Genomic DNA, 20,463 nt, shown 5'->3' on the forward strand with positions numbered 1-20,463 from the left:
AATGTTGTTTGCCGTATCGCTGCTGCTGAAAGCGCTCGCCGTTCCTTTGCTGGCAAGGATCGCCTGGGTCGACTTCGTCACCCAGAAGATAGCCAACCGCGAAGTGCTGTTGCTGCTTTGCCTCGGGCTGGGATCGCTCCAGCTTGTTTCTGTAGCAAGCGGATCGTGGTGGGATATGGGATTGAGTGCGATCGCCGGACTTGTGCTGTTCGTTGCGCTCTTTCCTTTCTGGATCATGCGCAAGGTCGGAGCCGGCGACGTCAAGCTGATGGCGGTCGTTCCGTTTCTGACCGGTGGAAGCGGTCTCGCCGTGTTCTCGGTGCTGCTGTTGGTTTTCGCCCTCGCCACCGCGGCGATCGTGAAAAACCCTTTCATGCTGCCGGCAGGCGCGTTTCGCGTCTACATACAGCACTTGGACCGCAAGGGCGTCGTGCCCTTCGGGGTGCCGATTTCGGCGGCTGCGATCTGCACGATAGCGTTCCAGATCTATGCAAGTCTGGCGCTGGTGGGTAGCTCGGGGATACTGCAGCAGCTTAACTAGCGCTTGGTTCCGGAGATTTTCTTCCATGTCGATAGCGCGGCTAGCGATCCGTAGCACTTCGGAGGCTTGGCGCGCCAACCAACCATTTTTCGTGACGGTAATCGCCTATGTTCTACTCGCGCTTGTTGCTACGGAGCATTGGAAAATCGTCATCAACTTAAAAATATATAATAAAAACTTCTTATTTTTTGGGGCAATCGTGACCCTGATCCTTCTTGCTATAGTTTTGATTCGTTTGATTATTCAGCGGCCAGAGCAACCGTTACGTGCCATGAAGGATATTATGCTTGCCAACAACCTGCCGGATCGACTTGCGGCCGGACTGCCGGTTGCGCTCGTCATCCCGCTCTTTTTCTCGATGTTCACCAGCATCAAGGGAGGACTCAGCAAAATTCAACCATTCTATGCAGACACGCCCCTGGTGGCGATCGACAGGGCAATTCATGGCGGGGTCGATGCATGGAGATTTTTTCATCCTGTGCTTGGCTTTGGCCCTCTCACCTTTTCGCTGAACGTTCTTTACAATCTTTGGTTTGCCGAGGTTTTCATCGTTTTGTTTTGCGTCGCCTTTTCAACGAGGAACGGGCGGCTGCGTTCCCAGTTTCTGGTCACGTTCGTCCTTACCTGGGTGCTGATAGGTAACGTTTTGGCGGCGGCCTTCGCTTCAGTCGGGCCAGTATTCGTTATGCCCTTTTATGGTGAAGGTACGTTTTCGCCCCTGATGGACTACCTTCAGACGACCAACTTGACCTATCCCATCTCGGCACTGGATACGCAAAATTATCTGCTGGCCAATGCCGGGCTCGATGGGCCACGCTTGGGCAGCGGCATTTCAGCCTTTCCATCGCTGCACGTGGCTGTCGCGACCCTGAACGCGATTTATCTCTGGCGTTTTGGGCGTTTACTCCGCTGGGGCAGCATTGCGTTTCTGGCCGCAATCCAGCTGGGCTCGGTGCACTTGGCCTGGCACTACGCGGTCGATGGATACGCTTCTATGCTGTTGACGCCAATCATCTGGGCTATTGCAGGACGGCTGTCGAACGCCCAGCCTGGGCTTCAGATCGGTATGAAAGATCGCCGGGTCGAAACGGACTGAGCTTGTTTGTATCGCGATTGAACCCGGCTACCTCCTATTCCAACGAGATCACCTTCTCACCAACAAATCGCCCAACATATCGCCAGATCACTACGGTACCGAGGATCGCCAAATAGCCATCGATCGCATAGTGCCAACCGAAATAGACCGATCCGAACATGATGGCGGCGAAGTAGAACAACCCCCAATATCTGCACCACCGGCCGAATTGAGACAGGAACAGCGCGTTCAGAAGCGCCACGGCTACATGCAAACTTGGCATCGCGGCTATGCCTGTTCCAAAAACCGTACGGTCGTGAGCGTAGGATGAATAGAGATAGTTTGAGGTTGCGATCATTCCTCTGCCGGATGCGGTTGTGCCGAGGGCCGAAATAAGGTCGGCGAAGCGAGGATCACCGACGATCCTCTCGAAGAAAATCGGCCCCGCAGAGGAGCCGATGATCCTGACGACATTTCCGAGGACGATGGCAACGAGAAGGAACGAAAGCAAATAACGAGCTCGACGTGCATGATCCGAAGTGAAGGCTGCCACAAGTATCATACCTACCATTTGGACAAACCAGACAGGTCCGTAGAGCACGAACAGAGCTGGCTCCAGCACCTGGGGGAATATGGCATGCGCGCCCTTCCAAGGGTCGCCCAGATGAATGGCAGCATCCAGGTCCGCCAGGAACGAGTCGGCGAAAAAGGGGACATAGATCGGGGTGACATGTTTAAGTGTGGAAAACGCGGCCGCACCAAGAACGAACATTCCGGTGATCATCAGTGCGCCCTTGCCCCTGTCGCGCAGCTTCTCGAGGACGAACGCCAAAGGCGAGAAAGGCCGCGACAACACCGCCACGCCTGCCATTCCGAAAAGTAGAAGTACGGGGATAGCGAGCGAGTATTTTTTGAGCGTGTATTCCGTCAACATCTCGAAGTAGGTTGTTGGTGCTACCGCAACAGCCACAGCAACATACGCGATGCAAAGGGCGGCCACGCCAGTCGTGGTCACACGAAAACGCCGCGCTATAACCGTTTCTGAGACGTCCATCTCCCCCACGGTGCGGAATTACGTCAGCGCCCGCCGCCATATTCGTTTCTTTGGCGGGTCTTTCTTCAGAAGGACCGGAGCGTCGACCGCGACCGGTGGTGGTGGGGTAAAGGTCAAGTATTCGACGACCTTGACGAAACCACCGGCACCGGCGCTCGCAATCGCGCAAATCACAAGCATTCTCAAAAAGCCCACGCGCAAATCGCTCCTCAAGCCGCGAGAAAAGATGCGCTCGACCTGGTTAAGAAGCAACTAATTCGTTAGGGAGCGCATCCACATGAAGTGATGAACGCCATCGCCTGGCACGGGTTCAGGATCAAAAACTGTCAAACCAAAATACTTTTGTTTGACAGTTCTGCCGGCCGACGAGCCAGCTTATTCCACGCTGAGCCGATAGCCGATGCCGCGCACCGTCTGCAGCCAGACCGGATTGGACGGATCGCGCTCGATCTTTCGGCGCAGCCGGTTGATCTGGACGTCGATGGTGCGCTCGCCGACTTCGGAATCGTCGCCGACCAGCTCGTGGCGCGGAATGGTTTCGCCGGCGCGCGCGGCGAAGATCGCCAGGATCTCCTGCTCGCGGTCGGTCAGTTTCAGCGCCTCGCCGCCACGCTTCAATTCGCGCCTGGCGATCTGGAAGGTGTAGGGGCCGAAGACCAGTTGCTCCACCTTGGGCGTGGTCGCCGGGCCGCCGCGGCGCAGGATGTTGTTGATGCGCAGGATCAGCTCGCGCGGGTCGAAGGGCTTCGGCAGATAATCATCGGCGCCGGCCTCGAGCCCGGTGATGCGGCTGTCGGTCTCCGACAGCGCGGTCAGCATCAGGATCGGCACGTTCTTTTCCGCCCGCAGCGCCTTGGTGAGGTCGACGCCGGTTTCACCGGGCATCATGACGTCGAGGACAAGGAGGTCGAAGTCGAGCCCGGCGAGCTTGCGCCTGGCCTCGCCGGCATTGCCGGCGACGGTGACGCGAAAGCCGTTTTCGGTCAGATACTGCTTCAGCAAATTGCGGATGCGGGTGTCGTCGTCGACGACAAGCAGATGCGGCGCGTCATCGTCCGGCGCCGCCGGCTGGTCCACCCTCTCAATGGTCTCCATGGCTTTTCCCTGACATGTTTGCAGGCACAATGTCGATCTGCGCCCTTAGTTCCGGATTGACCATCGCTTCCAGGAATCGTTCGATCAAGGGGCGCTCGCTGGCTCCGGAATCTTCCAATGCAGCACGGATGCGGCGTGACTGTGGCCGCGCCAGGGCCAGCGCCAGGGCGCGGCCCTTGGCCGTTGGGTAGAGTTCACGCTGGCGGCGGTCGCGCGGCCCCTGCAACTGCAAGATATGGTCGGTGTCGATCAGCTGCTTGAGCACCCGCGCCAGGCTCTGCTTGGTGATCTTGAGCACGTCGAGCAGTTCGGCGACCGTCAGCCCCGGCCGGCGGTTGACGAAATGCAGCACCCGGTGATGGGCGCGGCCAAAGCCGTAATCGGCCAGGATCTGGTCGGGGTCGGAGGTGAAGTCACGGTAGGCAAAGAAGAACAGTTCGATGATGGCGAAGTCGATGCCGTCTTCATCCGACATCGCCGTCTTGATTGGTTTTCCGGCAGCTGGGCTTCGATCCGTCATCATTTCTCCGTCCATAGAGGGAAATTATGTCAGTACTATTGACGTAATTTCCCTGCAATGGTAATTTTTGACAAGCTTTTGGGCGGATTGCGAACGAAAAGGCAAGGGAGCGCGGTTTTTCCGGAACTTCCTGAGTTTGCCAGAGTTCGATTATCCGCTTACGCTTTAAAGATATCCGGCCGCCTGATGCGGCTGTCGCGAAACAAACAACAACACCAATGATGTGCGGGTCGCCGCCCGCGGGAGGTTTCCATGGCATCCGTTCCCTTCGACCAGCTGGAAGGCTTCATCTGGATGAACGGCGAGTTCGTCAAATGGGCCGACGCCAAGATCCACGTGCTGACCCACGGCCTGCACTATGCCAGCGCCGTCTTCGAAGGCGAGCGCGCCTATGGCGGCGCGATTTTCAAGCTGAACGAGCATACCGAGCGCCTGCATGAATCGGCGCGCCTGCTCGGCTTCAAGATTCCTTATTCGGTGGCCGAGCTCAACGACGCCTCGACCACGCTTCTGAAGAAGCAGGGTTTCCAGGACGCCTATGTCAGGCCGATCGCCTGGCGCGGCAGCGAACAGATGGGCGTGTCGGCGCAGAACAGCCGCATCAACTGCGCCATCGCCATCTGGCAGTGGCCGAGCTATTTCGATCCGGCGCAAAAGCTCAAGGGCATCCGTCTCGATCTGGCGGAATGGCGCCGGCCCGACCCGCGCACGGCGCCGTCGAAGTCGAAGGCCGCCGGCCTCTACATGATCTGCACCATGTCCAAGCATGCCGCCGAAGCCAAAGGCTATGCCGACGCCATGATGCTCGACTGGCGCGGCCAGGTAGCGGAAGCCACCGGCGCCAACATCTTCTTCGTCAAGGACGGCAAGATCCATACGCCGAAGCCCGATTGCTTCCTCGACGGCATCACCCGGCGCACCGTCATCGGCCTCGCCAAAGACCGCGGCCTCGAGGTCATCGAGCGTGCCATCATGCCTGAGGAACTCGAAGGCTTCGAACAGTGCTTCCTCACCGGAACGGCGGCGGAAGTGACGCCGGTTTCCGAGATCGGCCCGTACCGATTCGAGGTCGGCGAGATCGCCAAGACTTTGATGAACGACTATTCTGCTGCAGTGCAGCCTAAGCATGCGATAGCCGCAGAATAACGGAAATCACAGCTTTTTTCGCAAGCAGGGGCGGTTTTAGGGCCGCCCCTTTTATTTCAGCATTTGCGCATTTGACTTTCGTCTAATTCGGCGTCTCATGATGGTGTCGGCCCGGGAGGCTGGCAGCTATGGAGGGACTAGGTACATGGATACGAACACGCTCATTGCGATCGTTGTGCAGGTAATAGCGGGTGTTGTCGGTGGTCAGGCAATCGGCGTTGCGCTGAAGAATGCGGCGATGGGCCAGTTGACCAAAATCCTGGGTGGCGCCATTGGCGGCGTCGGCGGCGCGGCGATCCTCGGCCAACTGCTCGGCGGCGGCGCGTTTGACCCGGCAGCGGCTGCGACGGCAGCGGGCAGTGCGTTTAACGTAGACAATCTCGTTGGCGGCGCAGGCGGCGGCGCGATCCTGACCGGCATCATCGGTGCCGTCATGGGCGCGATGAAGAAATAAGCCTCGACATCTCGGGCTTCGTCAAATGGGCGGCCGTTGGGCCGCCCATTTCTGTTTTCGGGTCCGTCAAGATTGTCGCGGAGCTGTGGACGTTGCGCGCCTGTGTGTATTTTGGGCGCAATTCCCAAGGGAAAGCGCGACGCGCTTTTCCCGGGAAAACCGTTTCACACTTTTCCTGGAATTGCTCTACATCACGCGAGACACAGCGAAAGGACAATCATGGGTCAGCTCAACGCCGGCATCGTGCCGGTCACGCCCTTCCAGCAGAACTGCACCATCCTGTTCGACATGGATGACAAGCATGGCGTCGTCGTCGATCCGGGCGGCGACATCGACCAGGTGCTGGCGGTGCTGAAGGACAATGCGATCTCGGCCGGCGCGATCTGGATCACCCATGGCCACATCGACCATGCCGGCGGCGCCATGGAACTGAAGGAAGCGCTCGGCATCGAGATCATCGGCCCGCATGAGGCCGACAGACTGCTGCTCGACAATCTGGAAAAGCAGGGCCAGCGCTATGGCATTGCCGGCGTGCGCAACTGCGTGCCCGACCGGTTCCTCACTGAAGGCGAAACCGTGTCGTTCGGTTCGCATGTGTTCGAGGTGCTGCATTGCCCCGGCCATGCGCCCGGCCATGTCGTCTACTACAACCGCGCGGCAAAGTTCGCCCATGTCGGCGATGTGCTGTTTCGCGGCTCGGTGGGGCGCACCGACCTGCCGGGCGGCGACCATGCGACGCTGATCGCCTCGATCAAGGACAAGCTTTTGCCGCTCGGCGACGACATCGGCTTCATCTGCGGCCATGGGCCGGGCGGTCGTTTTGGCGAGGAGCGCAGGACCAATCCGTTCCTGACCTAAGCGTGTGTCGATATTCAGGTGAGCCCGGCCTGCGAGCCATGGTCTCCTGCGCTTCCGGTGCTCACGTACCCAAAAGTACGCTCCGCTCCGGTTCTCGGAGCCCACCATTCTCAGCTCGGCCTGACCTGATCTCAACACACGCTGGGTGAGCACCTGGCAACGGTCTAGAAATAAGCGAGCCTAAAAACAAAAAAGCGCTGGCCTTTCGGTCAGCGCTTTTGTTTGGGGCAGGGAAGCCTCAGTTCGCGGTGCAGAAATGCTGCTCGCCGTCATTGCCGGTGAACGTGCCGCTGCGGGCATTGAAGCTCCGGTAGCGGTCCGAGCAGTACTCGTACCAGTCGCGGGTCCACGGCTCGGCATAGCGGTCGGCATAAACGACCCGCGGCTGGGCATAGTAACGGCGAACCGGGCGCACTTCGCGATACTCGTAGTCGTCGTCATAGTCATAGTTGCTGTTATAGCGCGGCTGCGGGTTGCTCAGCGCACCGGCGATCAGGGCGCCGGCCGCGAGGCCAACGACACCGGCGGCAATGGCGTCGCCATTGTGGTGACGGCCATGATGGCGGTGGCGCCAGTCGTCGGCATTGGCGGCGGGCAGAGTGGCGAGTGTGGTCGCGGCGAGAGCGGCGCCCAGGATGGCGGTTTTGACAATGCGATTCATTTTGGTCTCCTTCGTGCCGGCCCGGGTCGTTTTTTCGGGGATGCGGTCCGGCCTTGGCGACGATTAATAGGAGACCGTGGCTGAACGGGGGCTGAACGGAATTTGCTGATATGGTTCAGTTCATGCGGCAATAATCGCATGCGTGCGCAAGGCGCTCCGCCCCGTCAATCTCCGTCCAGACTGTCTTGAGCCGGCTTAGCCGACCGACAGGTTGACGGCCTTCGGACCCTTGCCGCGCTTGTCCGGCTCGGTGTCGAATGTCACTTTCTGCCCATCCTCAAGACCGGGAAGACCCGACGCCTGCACGGCGGAAATGTGGACGAAGACATCCTTCTGGCCGTCGTCCGGCGTGATGAAGCCGAAGCCTTTGGCATGATTGAAGAATTTGACGGTGCCGGTCTGCGGCATGGGAAGCTCCCTTTGATCCCATAAAGTCAGTTTCGGGCCGGCAAATGCCCGAAGGGAAATTTGTCCTTTATTTTAGCGCTATCGGCAAGAGAAAGTTTTGGCGAGGGCGGCAACGGTCAAGGGGTGTCAAATAGATCGTTGCAGCCAGGGCAATTCGCGCCAGACGATCGCTCCGGCGATCAGCCGTTCCCAGAACAGGTTGATCGTCCTTTGCCACGGCGACGGCGGACATGAAAAAGGCGCGACGGAAAACGTCGCGCCTTCGAAAACTATGGGACGGCTGACAAAGCCGCTTCAAGCACGTTTCGAGTGCTTTTTCGCGCGCCCTGGCGGGCGCGCGGGCACCGCCGGTTCAGGCCGCGCGGAGATTGACCGCCTTCGGGCCCTTGCCCATGCGGTCGGGTTCAACGTCGAAGGTGACCTTCTGGCCGTCGACGAGGGTACGCAGGCCCGATGCCTCGATCGCGGAAATGTGGACGAACACATCCTTGGCGCCGCCGTCGGGCGTGATGAAGCCGAAGCCTTTGGTCGCGTTGAAGAATTTAACGGTGCCGGTCTGGGCCATTGGGGAAACTCCTTCACCCGTGTCAGTCTTGTGGTTTGCCCGCCGCCTGGCATCGTGGGCAAGTCCCGGTGGTTGCTTCGGCAGTCCTGCATTCGCGCATGGTAAAACCCCCCGCCGAAAACGGGGCCGTCAGAGATTCACAGTATCGGGGAAAGGTCGTCCAAAACGTTCCGCTCTCCGGGTCGCAAATGCCCGAACACAAAATTTATCGCACGGAAACGTGATAGTTGCAAGATAGCGCCGCGGGCCGCGCCCATCGACGCATCCCAACGCAGGCGCTTCGATAAACCCGGCCCCGTTGGCGGTCATCAGCCAGAGCCCGGCCACGCATGGTCCAGCCGCTATAGTCCAGCATCGGGCGATGTGTGGCCAGAGCATTGCGTGGCTCCGGGGCGCCGCAAACAGGGGTTGCATTTGGCAAGGGAATGGCGAGGATCGACAGGCGCGTTTTGCGCCGGGACGAGGGACCCTGCACTTTGATTTTGCGCATGATCCTTTTCCGAACCTCCGGTTCGGGGTCATGCGCCGGGAGACATATTCATGAAATTTCTTGCGACGATCTTCTCGCGCCGGGGTTTTACCATTCTCTTCCTGTCGGGTCTTCTTGCCGCCTGCACCGTCGTCGTCGACGACGGGCCGGGACCGCGTCCGCGCCCGCCACGGCCGGAGCCGGAGTTCTGCACCAGGGAATATGAGCCGGTCTGCGCGCGGCGCGGCGGCGATCGCCAGACCTTCGCCAATGCCTGTCTCGCGGAGCGCGAGGGCTACCGCATCGTGCGCGACGGCCCTTGCCGTGACGGTGGCGGCGGTGGCGGTGGCGGCAGCGAAGAGCCGACATTCTGCACCCGCGAATACGCGCCCGTCTGCGCCCGCCGCCATGGCGAGCTGCGCACCTTCCCCAATGCCTGCGAGGCTCGTGCCGCCGACTATCGCGTCGTCGACAACGGTCCTTGCTGAACATCTAAGGAGCGGATCGTTGCTACGCCGGATACGCCCCATCGGCCGGGCCGGCGTAGAGCTCGGCACCGTCCTCGTCGCAGATGCGCAAGCGGTCAGGAATCTGCGGCATGGCCAGGCTGTGGAACAGCGCGGTGGCGCCCTGCAGGGCGGCGCGCAGGTTCGGCGCATCCAGCGATACCTTGTCGAGCGTGGCTTCGTCGGCGTCGCGCGAGCGGTAGAACTCTATGAAGAAGGTCAGGCAAGCCTCCGTGGCAGAGCGTTGCGCGAGCTGTTGCCGTCACCTGGCACCTAAGGCGACGGAGGGGCGCACGAGGCGCCCCTGGCTGGTCAGGTCTTGGACTTTGGCTTCAGGCCGTTCTCTGCCTGCTTGACCGCGGAACCGAACGGGGAGGCGGCCTTGGCCACCACCTTGTCTTTCTTGGGCTTGCGCGTTTCGCGGTTGCTGCGCTGCTGACCCTTGGCCATCTTGTCTGCTCCTCGTAGGTGTTGGGTGGGTGTGACGTCAGATGACCGGGTTGTTGGCAGCAACCGGATCGTCCGCCACTTCGAGATTGTCTTCCGTAGTCACCCGCTCATAAGTCTCCTGCTCGCTACGGATGCGGTATTGCGGCGAGCCGTCCTTGACCGGCAACCTGCTCTTGATCTCAAACAGTTCCACGGGCTTCTGGAGCATCCCGATGCGGCTCTTCATGCGGACCGTCTGGCCGACGGCGAAGCGGTGCGAGGGCGTGTCGTTGCGCGGACGCGCATTCTGCTGGAAGCGGATCATGCTGCGCTCTCCTGGTCGCGCCTCAGCGCTGTTTCGAGTTCGAGGTAGTCGATGGCGACAAGTTGGCTGGTGGTCGGGTTCTTCACCGCCCTTGCCGGCAAATGGATGAAGGTGGCGACGCGACGCCAGGCAAGCCGCGACATGCCCTCGATCAGCTCTTCGTCGTGGTCGATGTCATAGTCGCCGGCCGGCAGTTGCCCTTCCAGTCCGCCGAGCACGAAGGGTGCCGCGAAATGGGCGATGGAATGGGTGGTGCGCTCCGACATTGGCTTGGCTCTGGTTCCGCCTGGACGCGCTGCACGCCACTGTGCCGGCAATTCACATATCGGCGATTTGGAATGAGTTTGGCGGGTCGAGAACTTCTGACGCCGCGATATGCCAAGCTTGGCCCAAAAACGATCGTGCAATCCATAGCCTTAAACAGTGGCTTGTTCAAGATAATTTCCACCTCGATCCGGCCGATTTGGAAATTTAGCGCATATAAATCTTGGATAAAACTGCTATGACGTATTCATATTCAACAAATCCATTGTCGATGGCGCACCGGAATAATTGTCCTGTCGCCTGCTTTTATTTTTTAGTGAAAAGGCGAAAACTATGAGAATCATGAAAACGCCGGACGGACCAGCCACAACCATCGCGCCAATCGTCGCGTTCCCTAACGCCCTCTCCGCGCGCCTGACGATCAGGAGCGACGAAGCGGCACGACGCAAGGTCGCCGACACCGACGGGACGCTGCGGCGGGAGCGCCAGCTTGCCGAAAGCAATCGGCTGATTTGATCGGGCGAGCGCTGTCGTGAGCTGCAGCGTCGTGCGCTCGCAGGTCACGCAAACCACTGCAGCAACACACGGTTCTTGTCCGAGCGAAGAGGATACCCGGCCGCGATCTACTCTTGAATCTGCCTCTTCCATGCCTTAGGTCCGGCAAGCGGACAAACACGGCAGGTTTCCCATCAACAGAGATCAGAGAAGAGCGGCGGGTGCTGGAGCTGGCGGACAACCGCCGCTGGGCCTCGACCAATATGTGCAGCAGGCGCTGCAGCTGCATCAGGCCGGGCGCCGGCAGGAGGCCGAGACGCTCTATCGGCAGGTGCTGGCGCGCAAGGCCAATCACGCGGCGGCGGCGCATTTCCTCGGCTTGCTGTTGCACCAGACCGGGCGCAGCCCCGAAGGCCTGGAACTGATCGAGCAGTCGGTGCGTCTGCAGCCGAAGAATCCTGACTTCCTCAACAATCTCGGCACGGTGATGCGCGATCTCGGCCGTGTCGCAGCGGCCGCCGATTTTTTCCAGGGTGCGGTCGATCTCAAGCCCGACCAGCTTGCGGCACGCGATAATCTCGGCTCCGCGTTGAAACAGCTCGGCCAGTTCGAGGCGGCTGAAACGATGTATCGCGGCACGGTCGGGCGCAATCCCTTCCATGTCCGCGCCCGCATCGGGCTTGCCGAAACGCTGCAGGAAGCCGGGCGTCTGGACGAGGCGCTGGCGACTTTTCGCGAGGCGCTGACCATCCGGCCCAAGGATGCCGACCTGCTGCACGGGCTCGGCGTCGGGCTGATGGAAAAAGGCAAGCTCGATGAAGCGGCCGACCTGTTCCGGCAGGCGCTGGCGATCACGCCGGGCATGGCCAAAGCCTGGCTGATGCTGACGCAGGTCAAGCGCCAGAAGGAGCGCGATGCCGAACTCGCCGGCATGGAGGCACAGCATGCCAAGGCGCCGGCCGACAGCCTGGCGCGCATGCAGCTCTCCTTCGGCCTCGGCAAGGCCAATGACGATTTGAAGGATTACAACAGGGCCTTCGACTATTTCGCCGAAGGCAATGCCATCCGCCGTAGGGGTATCGACTATGACCCCGAGAGGACGCGCGCCGAATTCGAGGCGATGAAGACGGTGTTCGATACCGGCTTTTTCGAAAAGCACAAGCCGAGCCCGATTTCCAACGACACGCCGATCTTCGTCGTCGGCATGCCGCGTTCGGGCACCACGCTCGTCGAGCAGATCATCGCCAGCCATCCTCAGGTCTATGGCGCGGGCGAGCTCAGCATTTTGAAGACCGCGGTCGGCAAGCGGTTCCCGACGACAATGCCCGGCGGCTTTCCCTGGGGACTTGTCGACGTATCCGATACGGAGTTTGCCGAGGCGGGCCAGGCCTATCTCGACATGCTACATGCCCGCTATCCCGACTTCAGGCATGTCACCGACAAGATGCCCGGCAACTTCCTGCTCATCGGCTTCATCCATATGATGCTGCCGAAGGCGAAGATCATCCATTGCGCGCGCGATGCGGCGGCGACCTGCCTGTCGATCTACAAGGTGCATTTCCGCGGCGACAGTCACCGCTACGGCTATGATCTGGGCGAACTCGCCGACTTTCACAATCTCTACACCGACATCATGGCGCATTGGCGCAGCGTGCTGCCCGGCGTCGTCCATGACGTGCGTTATGAGGATTTCGTCGCCGACCAGGAAGGACAGACGCGGGCGCTGATCGCGCATCTCGGCCTGCCCTGGGACGACAAGGTGCTGTCGTTCCACGAGACCGATCGCCCGGTGCGCACGGCCTCGGCCGCGCAGGTGCGCCAGCCGATGTATCAAGGATCGGTCGATCTGTGGAAGCGCTATGGAGAGCGGCTGAAGCCGCTGCTGGACAGGCTGGACTGAGGCAGTTCCTCAAAGCTCCATGAAGGGCTGGAAGCCGCCGTAGATCATGCGCTTCATATCGAAGGGCATTGGTCCCCAATCGGGTGTGAAACGGGGATCGGCCATGACCTTTGCCATCACCGCATCGCGGCTCTGCCTGGATTCATAGATCGCCCAGGAGAGGACGACCACCTCGTCGTCCTTGGCCTGCACGGCGCGTGGAAACGAGGTCAGCTCGCCATTGGGCACGTCGTCACCGATACATTCGACATAGGCGAGCGCGCCGTGCTCAATCCATATGGGGCCGGCGAGGTTGGCCAGTTTCTTGTAGTCATCGAGATTTGCCTTGGGCACGGCGAGCACGAAACCATCGACATAGGACATGAGGTTCTCCCTGGAGTGTCTCAAAAAAGCAGCCTCACCGGCACCAGCCGGTGAGGGAATTCGTCGTTGACGATGGTCAGCCTTTCTTCGCCGGCGCGTTCATCGCCCATTCGACACCGAAGGGGTCGCGCATGTTGCCCCACTGGTCGCCCCAGAACATCAGCTGGAGCGGCACGGCGACTTCGCAGCCGGCATCGACAGCGCGCTTCCACCAGGCGTCGATCTCGTCGGCGCCGAGATGGAGTTGCATGGTGTAGCCCTGCGGCTTGACGGCGGGCATGCCGTTTTCGGGATAGAAATCGGAAATCATCAAGGTCGAGCCGTTGATGTGGAGATGGATGTGCATGGTGCGGCCCTGGTCGTCGGGCGGATAGAAGAACACCTGCTCGGCGCCGAAGGCTTTTTTGTAGAATTCGGCAGCCTTGAAGGCGCCGTCCAGTTGCAGATAGGGGGTCAATCCACCGAGAACTTTCGCGGCCGGCTGAACGGGGGTCTGGTCGGTCATGTCTTGCTCCTCTTTGCTTTCGGTCTGGGCGTTGTTTGGCCTTTGCGAACCCTAGGACGAACGAGGCGGCGGCAATCCTACAGGGCCGGTGCGATTTTTTTGGCGCGAAATGAACTTGCGTCGGAGGCGCCCAATCAGAGCGCAATCCTCGCGGCCCGCAGGCTAGAACAGGGGACTGCTTCTTCAATCCCAGAGACGACAATGATCCTCTACTACCAGACCCATTCGCCCTTCGCGCGCAAGGCGCTGGTCTTCGCCCATGAGGTCGGCCTTGCCGATCGGCTCGAGGTCATTCATCACGAAACCAGCCCGACCTTGCGCAATGCCCGTGTCTACGCCGAAAACCCGCTCGGCAAGGTGCCGGTGCTGCTGCGGCCGGATGCGTCGCCGCTCTTCGATTCTGATGTCATCTGCGCCTATCTCGACACGCTGCATGGCGGCCGCAAGCTGCTGCCGCTGGATGGCGAGGCGCGCTGGCAGGCTTTGCGGTTACAGGCGGTCGCCCAAGGGCTGGCGCAGACGGGTATCGCCTTGCGCTGGGAGACGGAAAGAAGACCCGAACAATTGCGTTACGGCGCCCTTGCCGAAGGCTACCGCGAAAAGATCGAGGCGAGCTATGACTGGATCGACGGCACGCTGGACGATGAGGCGCCGCTCCATGTCGGCCACATAGCGCTTGCCACCACGCTGTCCTGGATGGCGTTCCGCGAACTGCCGTCGTTTCGCGCGCGGGCACGGCTGACCCGCTGGTTCGAGGCGTTCGAAAAGCGCGGATCGATGCAGGCGACACCGCTGTCGGGCGATACGCATGACTGAGCAACGGTCGCCCCGTGGCGGCCTGCATCGATATGTCCCGGCCGCATGGTCAGGGCGCCCTGCAGATCCGCGGACCGTTTTGCGCGTCGATGATGATTTCCGGCCAGCCGATATCCTTGCGCAGTTCGATCGGCAGGGCCAGCAACTCGCGCTCGCTGCGATGGCGGGCGCGGTTCTGGGCGTAACGGGTGGCGACGCGGCCTATGGATGACAGAATGGACATGATGCTTTCTCCTCAGATGAAGCCGGCATCACTGTGTCGGCATCCCAAGGACGCGGCAGATTCAGGCGATCCGACAGCGCGCTGAAATTATTTTAGAGCACTGACGCGGCGAGGGCAGTGTCGTAGTACTCCACCATCTCGACGACCTTGCCGTCGCGCACCGTCCAGAAATCGGCGGTGCGCATGACGAGCTCCTGGCCGTTGGTCCTGCGCGTCAGATGGATCTCGACCTGCACCGCAACCCTGTCGCCGCTATGGATGTAGTCCAGCGGACGGAAGCTCCGGTATTCGAAATCATTGTCCAGCGACTTCAGGCGGGCAAGGAACTCCTCCTTGCCGCTGCCTGCCCTGATATAGGGCGCGCCCGGTTCGGCGACCCAGCGGAAGACGACATTGTCGGCGCAGTGGTCCAGCGCACCCTTGATGTCGCGCTTTGCATAGGCATCATAAAGGCTCTTGACGACGTCCACCCCACCCATGACCGTTTCCTCCCTCGGGTTGCGGAAGCTTCAGAATGCGCCTTTTCCGAGCGATGGGGAAGTATGGTAATGTCGCCAATACTTTTGACGGGCCGGCAGTACTTCCAGATGCCGGCCCCAACTTTGTAGTCGCCACTCAATCCTGTGTCTCCGCGACCGAGCGGAAGAATTCTTCCGGATCCTCGACTTCGGTCAGCTTGCGTCTGTCGATCAGCCAGAAGCGGTTGCCGATGGCGCGGATGAAGGAGCGGTCGTGCGAGGCGAGGACGCAGCTTGCCTGATGTTTCAGCAATTCCTCCTCCAGTGCTTCCTGGCCATCGATGTCGAGATGGTTGGTCGGCTCGTCCAGGAGGTAGAAGTTGGGGTTGGCGAGCCTGAGCGCCAACATCATCAGCCGCGCCTTCTGGCCGCCCGACAGCACGCCGATCTTTTTCTCCTGCATCTCGATGACCACGCCGGCGCCGGCAAGCAGCGAGCGGGCGCGTTGCTCGCCGACATCGTAGCGGCGCGAGACCATGGCCAGCGGCGTGTCGTCGCCGCTGATGCCGGCCAGCGCCTGGTCGCTGTAACCCAGCACTGTCGACGGCGTCACCTTGACGTTCGGCGCCGTGTCCGGCTCGGTGATGGCGTTGCGGATCAGATTGACGAAACGCGACTTGCCGACGCCGTTGCGGCCGAGCAGCACGATGCGGTCGCCCTGGCAGATGTGGCGCTTGCCGGTTCGAAACAGCAGCGTGCCGTCGGGCGTTTCCACCGCCGCGTCGTCAAGCGTGATCAGCACCTTGGCGTGGGTACCGCGGTTGGCCAGCCGGATCGCGCCGGCCGATTTCTCGCGATGCGCCGATACCGCGGCGTCTTCCAGCTTCTCCGCCCGTTCCCTGAGATGCTTGGTTTTCACCGTCAAAAGGTCGCTGCCGGAATTGATGCCGATGTTGTTGAGCTTGGCGGCCTGTTTGCGCAGTTGCTGGGCAACCTTCATGTCGCGCTCGAACCTGCGCGCCGTCGAGGCATCGAGCTCGTCGAGAGCCTGCCTCGCCCGCGAGTACGGCAGCGCAAACACCGGCGATTCCTCAGGCCGCAGGAACAGCGTGCGGTTGGTGACGGCGTCGAGGAAGGCGCGGTCGTGGCTGGCGATGACCACCGGCACTTCGCGCGGCAACGCGTTCAGCCAGCTTTCCAGCTGGCTGATCTTGGCGAGGTCGAGATGGTTGGTCGGTTCGTCGAGCAAAAGCACATCGGGGTCGGTGACCCAGACGCGCGCGATCAGCGCCAGCCGCTGCCAGCCGCCGCTCAGCGCCTGCATTGGCCGCTCGCGCATCGGTTCGGGCACGTCGAGCGAGTCCAGCACCACGTCGACCCGCCACATCTCGCTGTCGGCCTGCTCCGGCGGCAAGGCGTCCGCCACCACCTGATGGAAGGTGCGGCTGAGAAGGGCAGGGGGTACGGATTGCTCGACATGGCCGACGCGCAGGCCGCGCGTGCGAGAAATGTCGCCGGAGGTCGGTTCCATCGCGCCGGTCAGGCACTTCAGCAACGTCGACTTGCCGCGGCCGTTGGCGGCGACGATGCCGAGCCGGTCGCCGGTACGGATGGTGAGGTCGAGGTTGGAAAACAGCGGCGCACTCAGGGTGACGCCGAGGGATTTGAGGCTGATCAGGGCCATTTTTGATTTCTCTGGTCTAGCCGGAGACAACTCCGGGTGCACTTTGACGGTGCGCGTGCCGGCCATCAGGCTCAGTGTTGCGCACCACGAAGGGCAGACCAAAAAATCGAAGCGGGAAAAAACCCCGGACCGTCCTGGTCAGCCCTGCAAGCGAACTCGCAGGGCAGAAATCGGGCCACGCTGACGATGGTGATCGATAAACACGCAGCCCTCCTTTCAAGACAGACGTTGAGTGTGGGGAGCGATTACACCAAAGGCAGGGGTGGGGCAAGTGGGGCGGGGCGCGCGGGCGGTGAGACTGCTGATCTCCCCCCTTGTGGGGGAGATGTCCGGCAGGACAGAGGGGCGCGAAGGATCGCTACTTACCCGGCCGCCCAGTCTTGCCGGGCCGCCGCTTTTCACGACGCGCGTCGACGGGGTCTTCATAGGAGCCGATGCCGGTGCGCTGGCGAACGAATGGTTTAGGGGTATCGTCGCGTTCCTTCGCGCCCCCCTCTGTCCTGCCGGACATCTCCCCCACAAGGGGGGAGATCGGCTGGGGTTTCGCTGGCACTTTTCCTTCGACCGGCTTTTCCGTCCGGCGCACCGTCATCTCGTCCAGCGAATTCTTCTTGAACAGCGGTTTTGCAGGCTCGCCCGGAATGCCGAAGTCGGAGCCGTGCGCTTCCTGCGCCGACTGCTTCTTGAACAGCGAACGCGACACCGCGCCTGACGGCGTCGGCATGTCGGTGCCAGGCCCCATATCGTCCAGAGAGGGCTTGGCAAACAGCGGCTTCTTCACCGGCACGGCGCCGTCAGCGCCCATTTCGTCGAGCGCCGGCTTGCGGAAGAGGTTGGAGCGGGCAGCCCTGGCCGCCTCTTCGGCGGCACGTTCGGCGTCGAGCTTGCGGAAACGCTCCTGTTCCTCCGCCGTACGATGCTTGGCTACGCCCTTGTTGTGCTTGCCCTTCTCGCGGCCCGAAACCGGGCTTTCCATGTCGGCGTATTTGGCCAGCGGGTCTTCCGAGATTGACAGTTCCATCTCGCGCAGCCGCTTGATCTCATCGCGGATGCGGGCGGCCTTTTCGAAGTCGAGATTGGCGGCGGCGTCGCGCATCTGCTTTTCCATGGCGTCGAGATGGGCTTTCAGATTGTTGCCCATCATGGCGCCGGCGCTGTCGGTGAACTGCGAGATGTCGGCGCGGACGTGGTCCTTTTCGTAGACCGAATCCAAGATATCGGAGATGCGCGACTTCACCGATTCCGGGGTGATGCCGTTGGCTGCGTTCCACTCCATCTGCTTTTCGCGGCGGCGGTTGGTCTCGGCCATCGCCCGCTCCATCGAGCCGGTGATCTGGTCGGCATAGAGGATGACCTTGCCGTCGACGTTACGGGCGGCGCGGCCGATGGTCTGGATCAGCGATGTCTCCGAGCGCAAAAAACCTTCCTTGTCGGCGTCGAGAATGGCGACGAAGCCGCATTCGGGAATGTCGAGGCCTTCGCGCAGCAGGTTGATGCCGACCAGCACGTCGAAGGCGCCGAGGCGCAAATCCCTCAGGATCTCGATGCGCTCCAGCGTGTCGATGTCGGAGTGCATGTAGCGAACGCGGATGCCTTGCTCATGCAGATATTCGGTCAGGTCCTCGGCCATGCGTTTGGTCAAGACGGTGACCAGCGTGCGGTAGCCGGCGGCCGTGGTGTCACGGATCTCTCCGACGACATCGTCGACCTGGCTTTTGGCCGGGCGCACCTCGACCGGCGGGTCGATCAGGCCGGTCGGGCGGATGACCTGCTCGGCGAATACGCCGCCGGACTGTTCCATCTCCCAGCCGCCAGGCGTCGCCGACACCGCGACCGAAAGCGGGCGCATGGCGTCCCATTCCTCGAAGCGCAGCGGGCGGTTGTCCATGCAGGAGGGCAGGCGGAATCCATACTCGGCCAGCGTCGCCTTGCGACGAAAGTCGCCGCGATACATGCCGCCGATCTGCGGCACGGTGACGTGGCTTTCGTCGACGAAGACCAGAGCGTTGTCGGGGATGTATTCGAAGAGCGTCGGCGGCGGATCGCCGGGCTGGCGACCGGTGAGATAGCGCGAATAGTTCTCGATGCCGGCGCAGGAGCCGGTGGCTTCCAGCATCTCCAGGTCGAAGCGGGTGCGCTGTTCCAAGCGCTGCGCCTCCAGAAGACGCCCAGCCTTTTCAAGCTCTTGCAGGCGCTGCTTGAGCTCTTCCTTGATCGACTTGATGGCTTGATTCAACGTCGGGCGCGGCGTCACATAGTGCGAGTTGGCGTAGATCTTGACGCTTTTCAGCTCGCCGGTCTTCTGGCCGGTGAGCGGGTCGAACTCGGTAATCGCCTCGATCTCGTCGCCGAACATCGAGATGCGCCAGGCACGGTCTTCCAAGTGGGCCGGGAAGATTTCGATGGTGTCGCCGCGCACCCGAAACGAGCCGCGGACGAAGTTGATGTCCTGGCGCTTGTATTGCTGGGCGACGAGGTCGGCGAGCAGGGCGCGCTGATCCAGCCGGTCGCCGATCTGCATCTGGAAGGTCATCGCCGTATAGGTCTCGACGGAGCCGATACCGTAGATGCAGGAGACCGAGGCGACAATGATGACGTCGTCGCGCTCGAGCAGGGAGCGCGTCGCCGAATGGCGCATGCGGTCGATCTGCTCGTTGATCGAGGATTCCTTCTCGATGAAGGTGTCGGTGCGCGGGACGTAGGCTTCCGGCTGGTAGTAGTCGTAGTAGGAGACGAAATACTCCACCGCATTGTCGGGGAAGAATTTCTTGAACTCGGAATAGAGCTGCGCGGCCAGCGTCTTGTTCGGCGCCAGGATCAAAGCAGGGCGCTGCGTCTCCTCGATCACCTTGGCCATGGTGAAGGTTTTGCCGGAACCGGTGACGCCGAGCAGCACCTGGGTGCGGTCATTGTTGTCGACGCCCTCGACGAGGTCCTTGATGGCGGTCGGCTGGTCGCCGGCCGGCTCGAAATCCGACACCATCTTGATGGCGATGCCGCCTTCGGATTTTTCCGGCCGGGCAGGGCGGTGCGGTGTCCACAACACGCCGTCCTTGTGCAGCGGATTGCCGGATTCGATCAGCGCCGACAGCGCCGCGACGGTGGCGGTGACGCTGCCCGAGGCCATCGTCTCGGCGTCTTCCAGCGAAATGTCGAGGCCGGCGACCGGATTGAGGCCGGCGGCGGTGCGTTCGCGGGCCGTGGCGGCGCCGCCCATCGAGGTGCCACGCGAACTGCGGCCGGGCGCGGCGGAGCGCTCCGGGATCTTTTTCGCTGCCTTCGGCGATTTGCCGCCGTCCTTGCCCGATAGGCGGCCTTCCTTCTCGGCCTCCTGTTCGATCTGCTCGGCCCAGTCGGCAATCGAGCCGGTCAACGGCGTGCCGGTGAAGTCGGCCTGCGGCGCCTCGGCAAAGCCGCCCTTGTGCAGCGGCTCCGAGGCATCGAGGAAATCGGTCAGCGGACTGCGCCGCTTGGGCGGCGAAGCGCTGTTATCACCCGCCGGCGAGGGCGTCTTTTTGTCAGGGAGTTTGGCCATGCCCCGAATATGGGCAGAGTCCGGCAAAATGGAAAGGGTGCAGTGGCGCAGGGCATTGCGCGAACCGAGGCTGCTGACACAAGGGTGTCAGGAGCGCTGGCGTGAGTGCCTGGC

At 61.6% G+C, this 20,463-nt stretch carries 24 protein-coding genes; 9 read left to right on the top strand and 15 right to left on the bottom strand.

Annotated elements, in window-relative coordinates:
• The first annotated feature begins 1 nt into the window (after nt 1).
• A complete protein-coding gene (locus AC1DYJ_RS25725; protein ID WP_477285213.1) occupies nt 2-541 on the top strand; it encodes a prepilin peptidase in 540 nt (179 codons plus the stop codon).
• 25 nt (nt 542-566) lie between these two features.
• Nucleotides 567-1,637, top strand: coding sequence for a phosphatase PAP2 family protein (locus AC1DYJ_RS25730; protein ID WP_477285211.1), 1,071 nt, complete (start codon nt 567-569; stop codon nt 1,635-1,637).
• Between the two features lie 34 nt (nt 1,638-1,671).
• Here the strand turns inward: AC1DYJ_RS25730 and AC1DYJ_RS25735 are convergent, their stop codons facing one another.
• From AC1DYJ_RS25735 to AC1DYJ_RS25745, 3 genes are all read right to left on the bottom strand, one after another.
• Nucleotides 1,672-2,631, bottom strand: coding sequence for a phosphatase PAP2 family protein (locus AC1DYJ_RS25735; RefSeq protein ID WP_477285209.1), 960 nt, complete (start codon nt 2,629-2,631; stop codon nt 1,672-1,674).
• 414 nt (nt 2,632-3,045) lie between these two features.
• Nucleotides 3,046-3,765, bottom strand: a complete 720-nt coding sequence (locus tag AC1DYJ_RS25740; protein ID WP_023744302.1) for a response regulator — start codon at nt 3,763-3,765, stop codon at nt 3,046-3,048.
• Nucleotides 3,752-4,285: a MarR family winged helix-turn-helix transcriptional regulator gene (locus tag AC1DYJ_RS25745; protein ID WP_477285206.1), complete on the bottom strand. Its 534-nt coding sequence runs from the start codon at nt 4,283-4,285 to the stop codon at nt 3,752-3,754. Before AC1DYJ_RS25745 ends, AC1DYJ_RS25740 begins: the two co-directional genes overlap by 14 nt.
• A gap of 252 nt (nt 4,286-4,537) precedes the next feature.
• Between AC1DYJ_RS25745 and AC1DYJ_RS25750 the strand changes: the two genes are divergently transcribed.
• The 3 genes from AC1DYJ_RS25750 (at nt 4,538) to AC1DYJ_RS25760 (ending at nt 6,743) form a co-directional block, all read left to right on the top strand.
• Nucleotides 4,538-5,431: a branched-chain amino acid aminotransferase gene (locus tag AC1DYJ_RS25750; RefSeq protein WP_112561042.1), complete on the top strand. Its 894-nt coding sequence runs from the start codon at nt 4,538-4,540 to the stop codon at nt 5,429-5,431.
• A gap of 145 nt (nt 5,432-5,576) precedes the next feature.
• On the top strand, nt 5,577-5,885 hold the full coding sequence (locus AC1DYJ_RS25755) for a hypothetical protein (RefSeq protein ID WP_477285204.1): 309 nt from the start codon (nt 5,577-5,579) through the stop codon (nt 5,883-5,885).
• Nucleotides 5,886-6,104: 219 nt separating this feature from the next.
• Complete coding sequence (locus AC1DYJ_RS25760) at nt 6,105-6,743, top strand: MBL fold metallo-hydrolase (protein ID WP_477285203.1); 639 nt, start codon at nt 6,105-6,107, stop codon at nt 6,741-6,743.
• 238 nt (nt 6,744-6,981) lie between these two features.
• On the opposite strand, the gene AC1DYJ_RS25765 is transcribed toward AC1DYJ_RS25760, so the two are convergent.
• The 3 genes from AC1DYJ_RS25765 to AC1DYJ_RS25775 all read right to left on the bottom strand — a co-directional run bounded on the left by AC1DYJ_RS25765 (nt 6,982) and on the right by AC1DYJ_RS25775 (nt 8,377).
• Nucleotides 6,982-7,404, bottom strand: coding sequence for a BA14K family protein (locus AC1DYJ_RS25765; RefSeq protein ID WP_477285201.1), 423 nt, complete (start codon nt 7,402-7,404; stop codon nt 6,982-6,984).
• A 195-nt stretch (nt 7,405-7,599) separates the two neighbouring features.
• The gene (locus AC1DYJ_RS25770; protein ID WP_112561038.1) at nt 7,600-7,812 is read right to left on the bottom strand and encodes a cold-shock protein; all 213 of its coding nucleotides are present in this window, start codon (nt 7,810-7,812) and stop codon (nt 7,600-7,602) included.
• Between the two features lie 352 nt (nt 7,813-8,164).
• Nucleotides 8,165-8,377 carry a cold-shock protein gene (locus AC1DYJ_RS25775; RefSeq protein ID WP_006202520.1) on the bottom strand — a complete coding sequence of 71 codons (213 nt, stop codon included), beginning with the start codon at nt 8,375-8,377 and terminating at the stop codon, nt 8,165-8,167.
• A gap of 540 nt (nt 8,378-8,917) precedes the next feature.
• Here AC1DYJ_RS25775 and AC1DYJ_RS25780 point away from each other — a divergent pair.
• Nucleotides 8,918-9,334, top strand: coding sequence for a Kazal-type serine protease inhibitor domain-containing protein (locus AC1DYJ_RS25780; RefSeq protein ID WP_477285199.1), 417 nt, complete (start codon nt 8,918-8,920; stop codon nt 9,332-9,334).
• A gap of 330 nt (nt 9,335-9,664) precedes the next feature.
• Here AC1DYJ_RS25780 and AC1DYJ_RS25785 read toward each other — a convergent pair whose 3' ends face one another.
• The 3 genes from AC1DYJ_RS25785 to AC1DYJ_RS25795 are packed head-to-tail and all read right to left on the bottom strand — an operon-like array spanning nt 9,665 to nt 10,372.
• Nucleotides 9,665-9,802: a hypothetical protein gene (locus AC1DYJ_RS25785; RefSeq protein ID WP_477285197.1), complete on the bottom strand. Its 138-nt coding sequence runs from the start codon at nt 9,800-9,802 to the stop codon at nt 9,665-9,667.
• Between the two features lie 37 nt (nt 9,803-9,839).
• Nucleotides 9,840-10,106, bottom strand: a complete 267-nt coding sequence (locus tag AC1DYJ_RS25790) for a hypothetical protein (protein ID WP_477285195.1) — start codon at nt 10,104-10,106, stop codon at nt 9,840-9,842.
• Nucleotides 10,103-10,372 carry a hypothetical protein gene (locus tag AC1DYJ_RS25795; RefSeq protein ID WP_477285193.1) on the bottom strand — a complete coding sequence of 90 codons (270 nt, stop codon included), beginning with the start codon at nt 10,370-10,372 and terminating at the stop codon, nt 10,103-10,105. The genes AC1DYJ_RS25790 and AC1DYJ_RS25795 overlap by 4 nt, the downstream gene beginning before the upstream one ends.
• A gap of 340 nt (nt 10,373-10,712) precedes the next feature.
• On the opposite strand from AC1DYJ_RS25795, the gene AC1DYJ_RS25800 reads away from it, so the two are divergent.
• Nucleotides 10,713-10,886: a hypothetical protein gene (locus AC1DYJ_RS25800; RefSeq protein WP_477285191.1), complete on the top strand. Its 174-nt coding sequence runs from the start codon at nt 10,713-10,715 to the stop codon at nt 10,884-10,886.
• A gap of 244 nt (nt 10,887-11,130) precedes the next feature.
• Complete coding sequence (locus AC1DYJ_RS25805; protein WP_477285189.1) at nt 11,131-12,765, top strand: tetratricopeptide repeat-containing sulfotransferase family protein; 1,635 nt, start codon at nt 11,131-11,133, stop codon at nt 12,763-12,765.
• Between the two features lie 9 nt (nt 12,766-12,774).
• On the opposite strand, the gene AC1DYJ_RS25810 is transcribed toward AC1DYJ_RS25805, so the two are convergent.
• Complete coding sequence (locus AC1DYJ_RS25810) at nt 12,775-13,128, bottom strand: DUF1428 domain-containing protein (protein ID WP_477285187.1); 354 nt, start codon at nt 13,126-13,128, stop codon at nt 12,775-12,777.
• A 76-nt stretch (nt 13,129-13,204) separates the two neighbouring features.
• Nucleotides 13,205-13,633, bottom strand: a complete 429-nt coding sequence (locus AC1DYJ_RS25815; protein WP_477285185.1) for a VOC family protein — start codon at nt 13,631-13,633, stop codon at nt 13,205-13,207.
• A 201-nt stretch (nt 13,634-13,834) separates the two neighbouring features.
• On the opposite strand from AC1DYJ_RS25815, the gene AC1DYJ_RS25820 reads away from it, so the two are divergent.
• Nucleotides 13,835-14,449: a glutathione S-transferase family protein gene (locus AC1DYJ_RS25820; RefSeq protein ID WP_477285183.1), complete on the top strand. Its 615-nt coding sequence runs from the start codon at nt 13,835-13,837 to the stop codon at nt 14,447-14,449.
• Nucleotides 14,450-14,498: 49 nt separating this feature from the next.
• Here AC1DYJ_RS25820 and AC1DYJ_RS25825 read toward each other — a convergent pair whose 3' ends face one another.
• From AC1DYJ_RS25825 to uvrB, 4 genes are all read right to left on the bottom strand, one after another.
• Nucleotides 14,499-14,672: a hypothetical protein gene (locus AC1DYJ_RS25825; protein ID WP_477285181.1), complete on the bottom strand. Its 174-nt coding sequence runs from the start codon at nt 14,670-14,672 to the stop codon at nt 14,499-14,501.
• Nucleotides 14,673-14,764: 92 nt separating this feature from the next.
• Nucleotides 14,765-15,151 carry a nuclear transport factor 2 family protein gene (locus tag AC1DYJ_RS25830; RefSeq protein ID WP_477285179.1) on the bottom strand — a complete coding sequence of 129 codons (387 nt, stop codon included), beginning with the start codon at nt 15,149-15,151 and terminating at the stop codon, nt 14,765-14,767.
• Between the two features lie 136 nt (nt 15,152-15,287).
• Nucleotides 15,288-16,814 (bottom strand): ABC-F family ATP-binding cassette domain-containing protein, encoded by a 1,527-nt coding sequence (locus AC1DYJ_RS25835; RefSeq protein ID WP_477285177.1) that lies wholly within the window; start codon nt 16,812-16,814, stop codon nt 15,288-15,290.
• Between the two features lie 358 nt (nt 16,815-17,172).
• Nucleotides 17,173-20,349 (bottom strand): excinuclease ABC subunit UvrB, encoded by a 3,177-nt coding sequence (gene uvrB, locus AC1DYJ_RS25840; RefSeq protein WP_477285176.1) that lies wholly within the window; start codon nt 20,347-20,349, stop codon nt 17,173-17,175.
• Nucleotides 20,350-20,463: the final 114 nt, after the last annotated feature.

It is taken from the genome of Mesorhizobium sp. P2_B11, from assembly GCF_056404855.1.

Bases quoted from the DNA above. Each gene is read 5' to 3' on its own strand.
- AC1DYJ_RS25725 (WP_477285213.1), top strand. From the start codon at position 2: ATGTTGTTTGCCGTATCGCTGCTGCTGAAAGCGCTCGCCGTTCCTTTG.
- AC1DYJ_RS25730 (WP_477285211.1), top strand. From the start codon at position 567: ATGTCGATAGCGCGGCTAGCGATCCGTAGCACTTCGGAGGCTTGGCGC.
- AC1DYJ_RS25740 (WP_023744302.1), bottom strand. From the start codon at position 3,765: ATGGAGACCATTGAGAGGGTGGACCAGCCGGCGGCGCCGGACGATGAC.
- AC1DYJ_RS25745 (WP_477285206.1), bottom strand. From the start codon at position 4,285: ATGACGGATCGAAGCCCAGCTGCCGGAAAACCAATCAAGACGGCGATG.
- AC1DYJ_RS25750 (WP_112561042.1), top strand. From the start codon at position 4,538: ATGGCATCCGTTCCCTTCGACCAGCTGGAAGGCTTCATCTGGATGAAC.
- AC1DYJ_RS25755 (WP_477285204.1), top strand. From the start codon at position 5,577: ATGGATACGAACACGCTCATTGCGATCGTTGTGCAGGTAATAGCGGGT.
- AC1DYJ_RS25760 (WP_477285203.1), top strand. From the start codon at position 6,105: ATGGGTCAGCTCAACGCCGGCATCGTGCCGGTCACGCCCTTCCAGCAG.
- AC1DYJ_RS25765 (WP_477285201.1), bottom strand. From the start codon at position 7,404: ATGAATCGCATTGTCAAAACCGCCATCCTGGGCGCCGCTCTCGCCGCG.
- AC1DYJ_RS25770 (WP_112561038.1), bottom strand. From the start codon at position 7,812: ATGCCGCAGACCGGCACCGTCAAATTCTTCAATCATGCCAAAGGCTTC.
- AC1DYJ_RS25775 (WP_006202520.1), bottom strand. From the start codon at position 8,377: ATGGCCCAGACCGGCACCGTTAAATTCTTCAACGCGACCAAAGGCTTC.
- AC1DYJ_RS25780 (WP_477285199.1), top strand. From the start codon at position 8,918: ATGAAATTTCTTGCGACGATCTTCTCGCGCCGGGGTTTTACCATTCTC.
- AC1DYJ_RS25785 (WP_477285197.1), bottom strand. From the start codon at position 9,802: ATGGCCAAGGGTCAGCAGCGCAGCAACCGCGAAACGCGCAAGCCCAAG.
- AC1DYJ_RS25790 (WP_477285195.1), bottom strand. From the start codon at position 10,106: ATGATCCGCTTCCAGCAGAATGCGCGTCCGCGCAACGACACGCCCTCG.
- AC1DYJ_RS25795 (WP_477285193.1), bottom strand. From the start codon at position 10,372: ATGTCGGAGCGCACCACCCATTCCATCGCCCATTTCGCGGCACCCTTC.
- AC1DYJ_RS25800 (WP_477285191.1), top strand. From the start codon at position 10,713: ATGAAAACGCCGGACGGACCAGCCACAACCATCGCGCCAATCGTCGCG.
- AC1DYJ_RS25810 (WP_477285187.1), bottom strand. From the start codon at position 13,128: ATGTCCTATGTCGATGGTTTCGTGCTCGCCGTGCCCAAGGCAAATCTC.
- AC1DYJ_RS25815 (WP_477285185.1), bottom strand. From the start codon at position 13,633: ATGACCGACCAGACCCCCGTTCAGCCGGCCGCGAAAGTTCTCGGTGGA.
- AC1DYJ_RS25820 (WP_477285183.1), top strand. From the start codon at position 13,835: ATGATCCTCTACTACCAGACCCATTCGCCCTTCGCGCGCAAGGCGCTG.
- AC1DYJ_RS25825 (WP_477285181.1), bottom strand. From the start codon at position 14,672: ATGTCCATTCTGTCATCCATAGGCCGCGTCGCCACCCGTTACGCCCAG.
- AC1DYJ_RS25830 (WP_477285179.1), bottom strand. From the start codon at position 15,151: ATGGGTGGGGTGGACGTCGTCAAGAGCCTTTATGATGCCTATGCAAAG.
- AC1DYJ_RS25835 (WP_477285177.1), bottom strand. From the start codon at position 16,814: ATGGCCCTGATCAGCCTCAAATCCCTCGGCGTCACCCTGAGTGCGCCG.
- uvrB (WP_477285176.1), bottom strand. From the start codon at position 20,349: ATGGCCAAACTCCCTGACAAAAAGACGCCCTCGCCGGCGGGTGATAAC.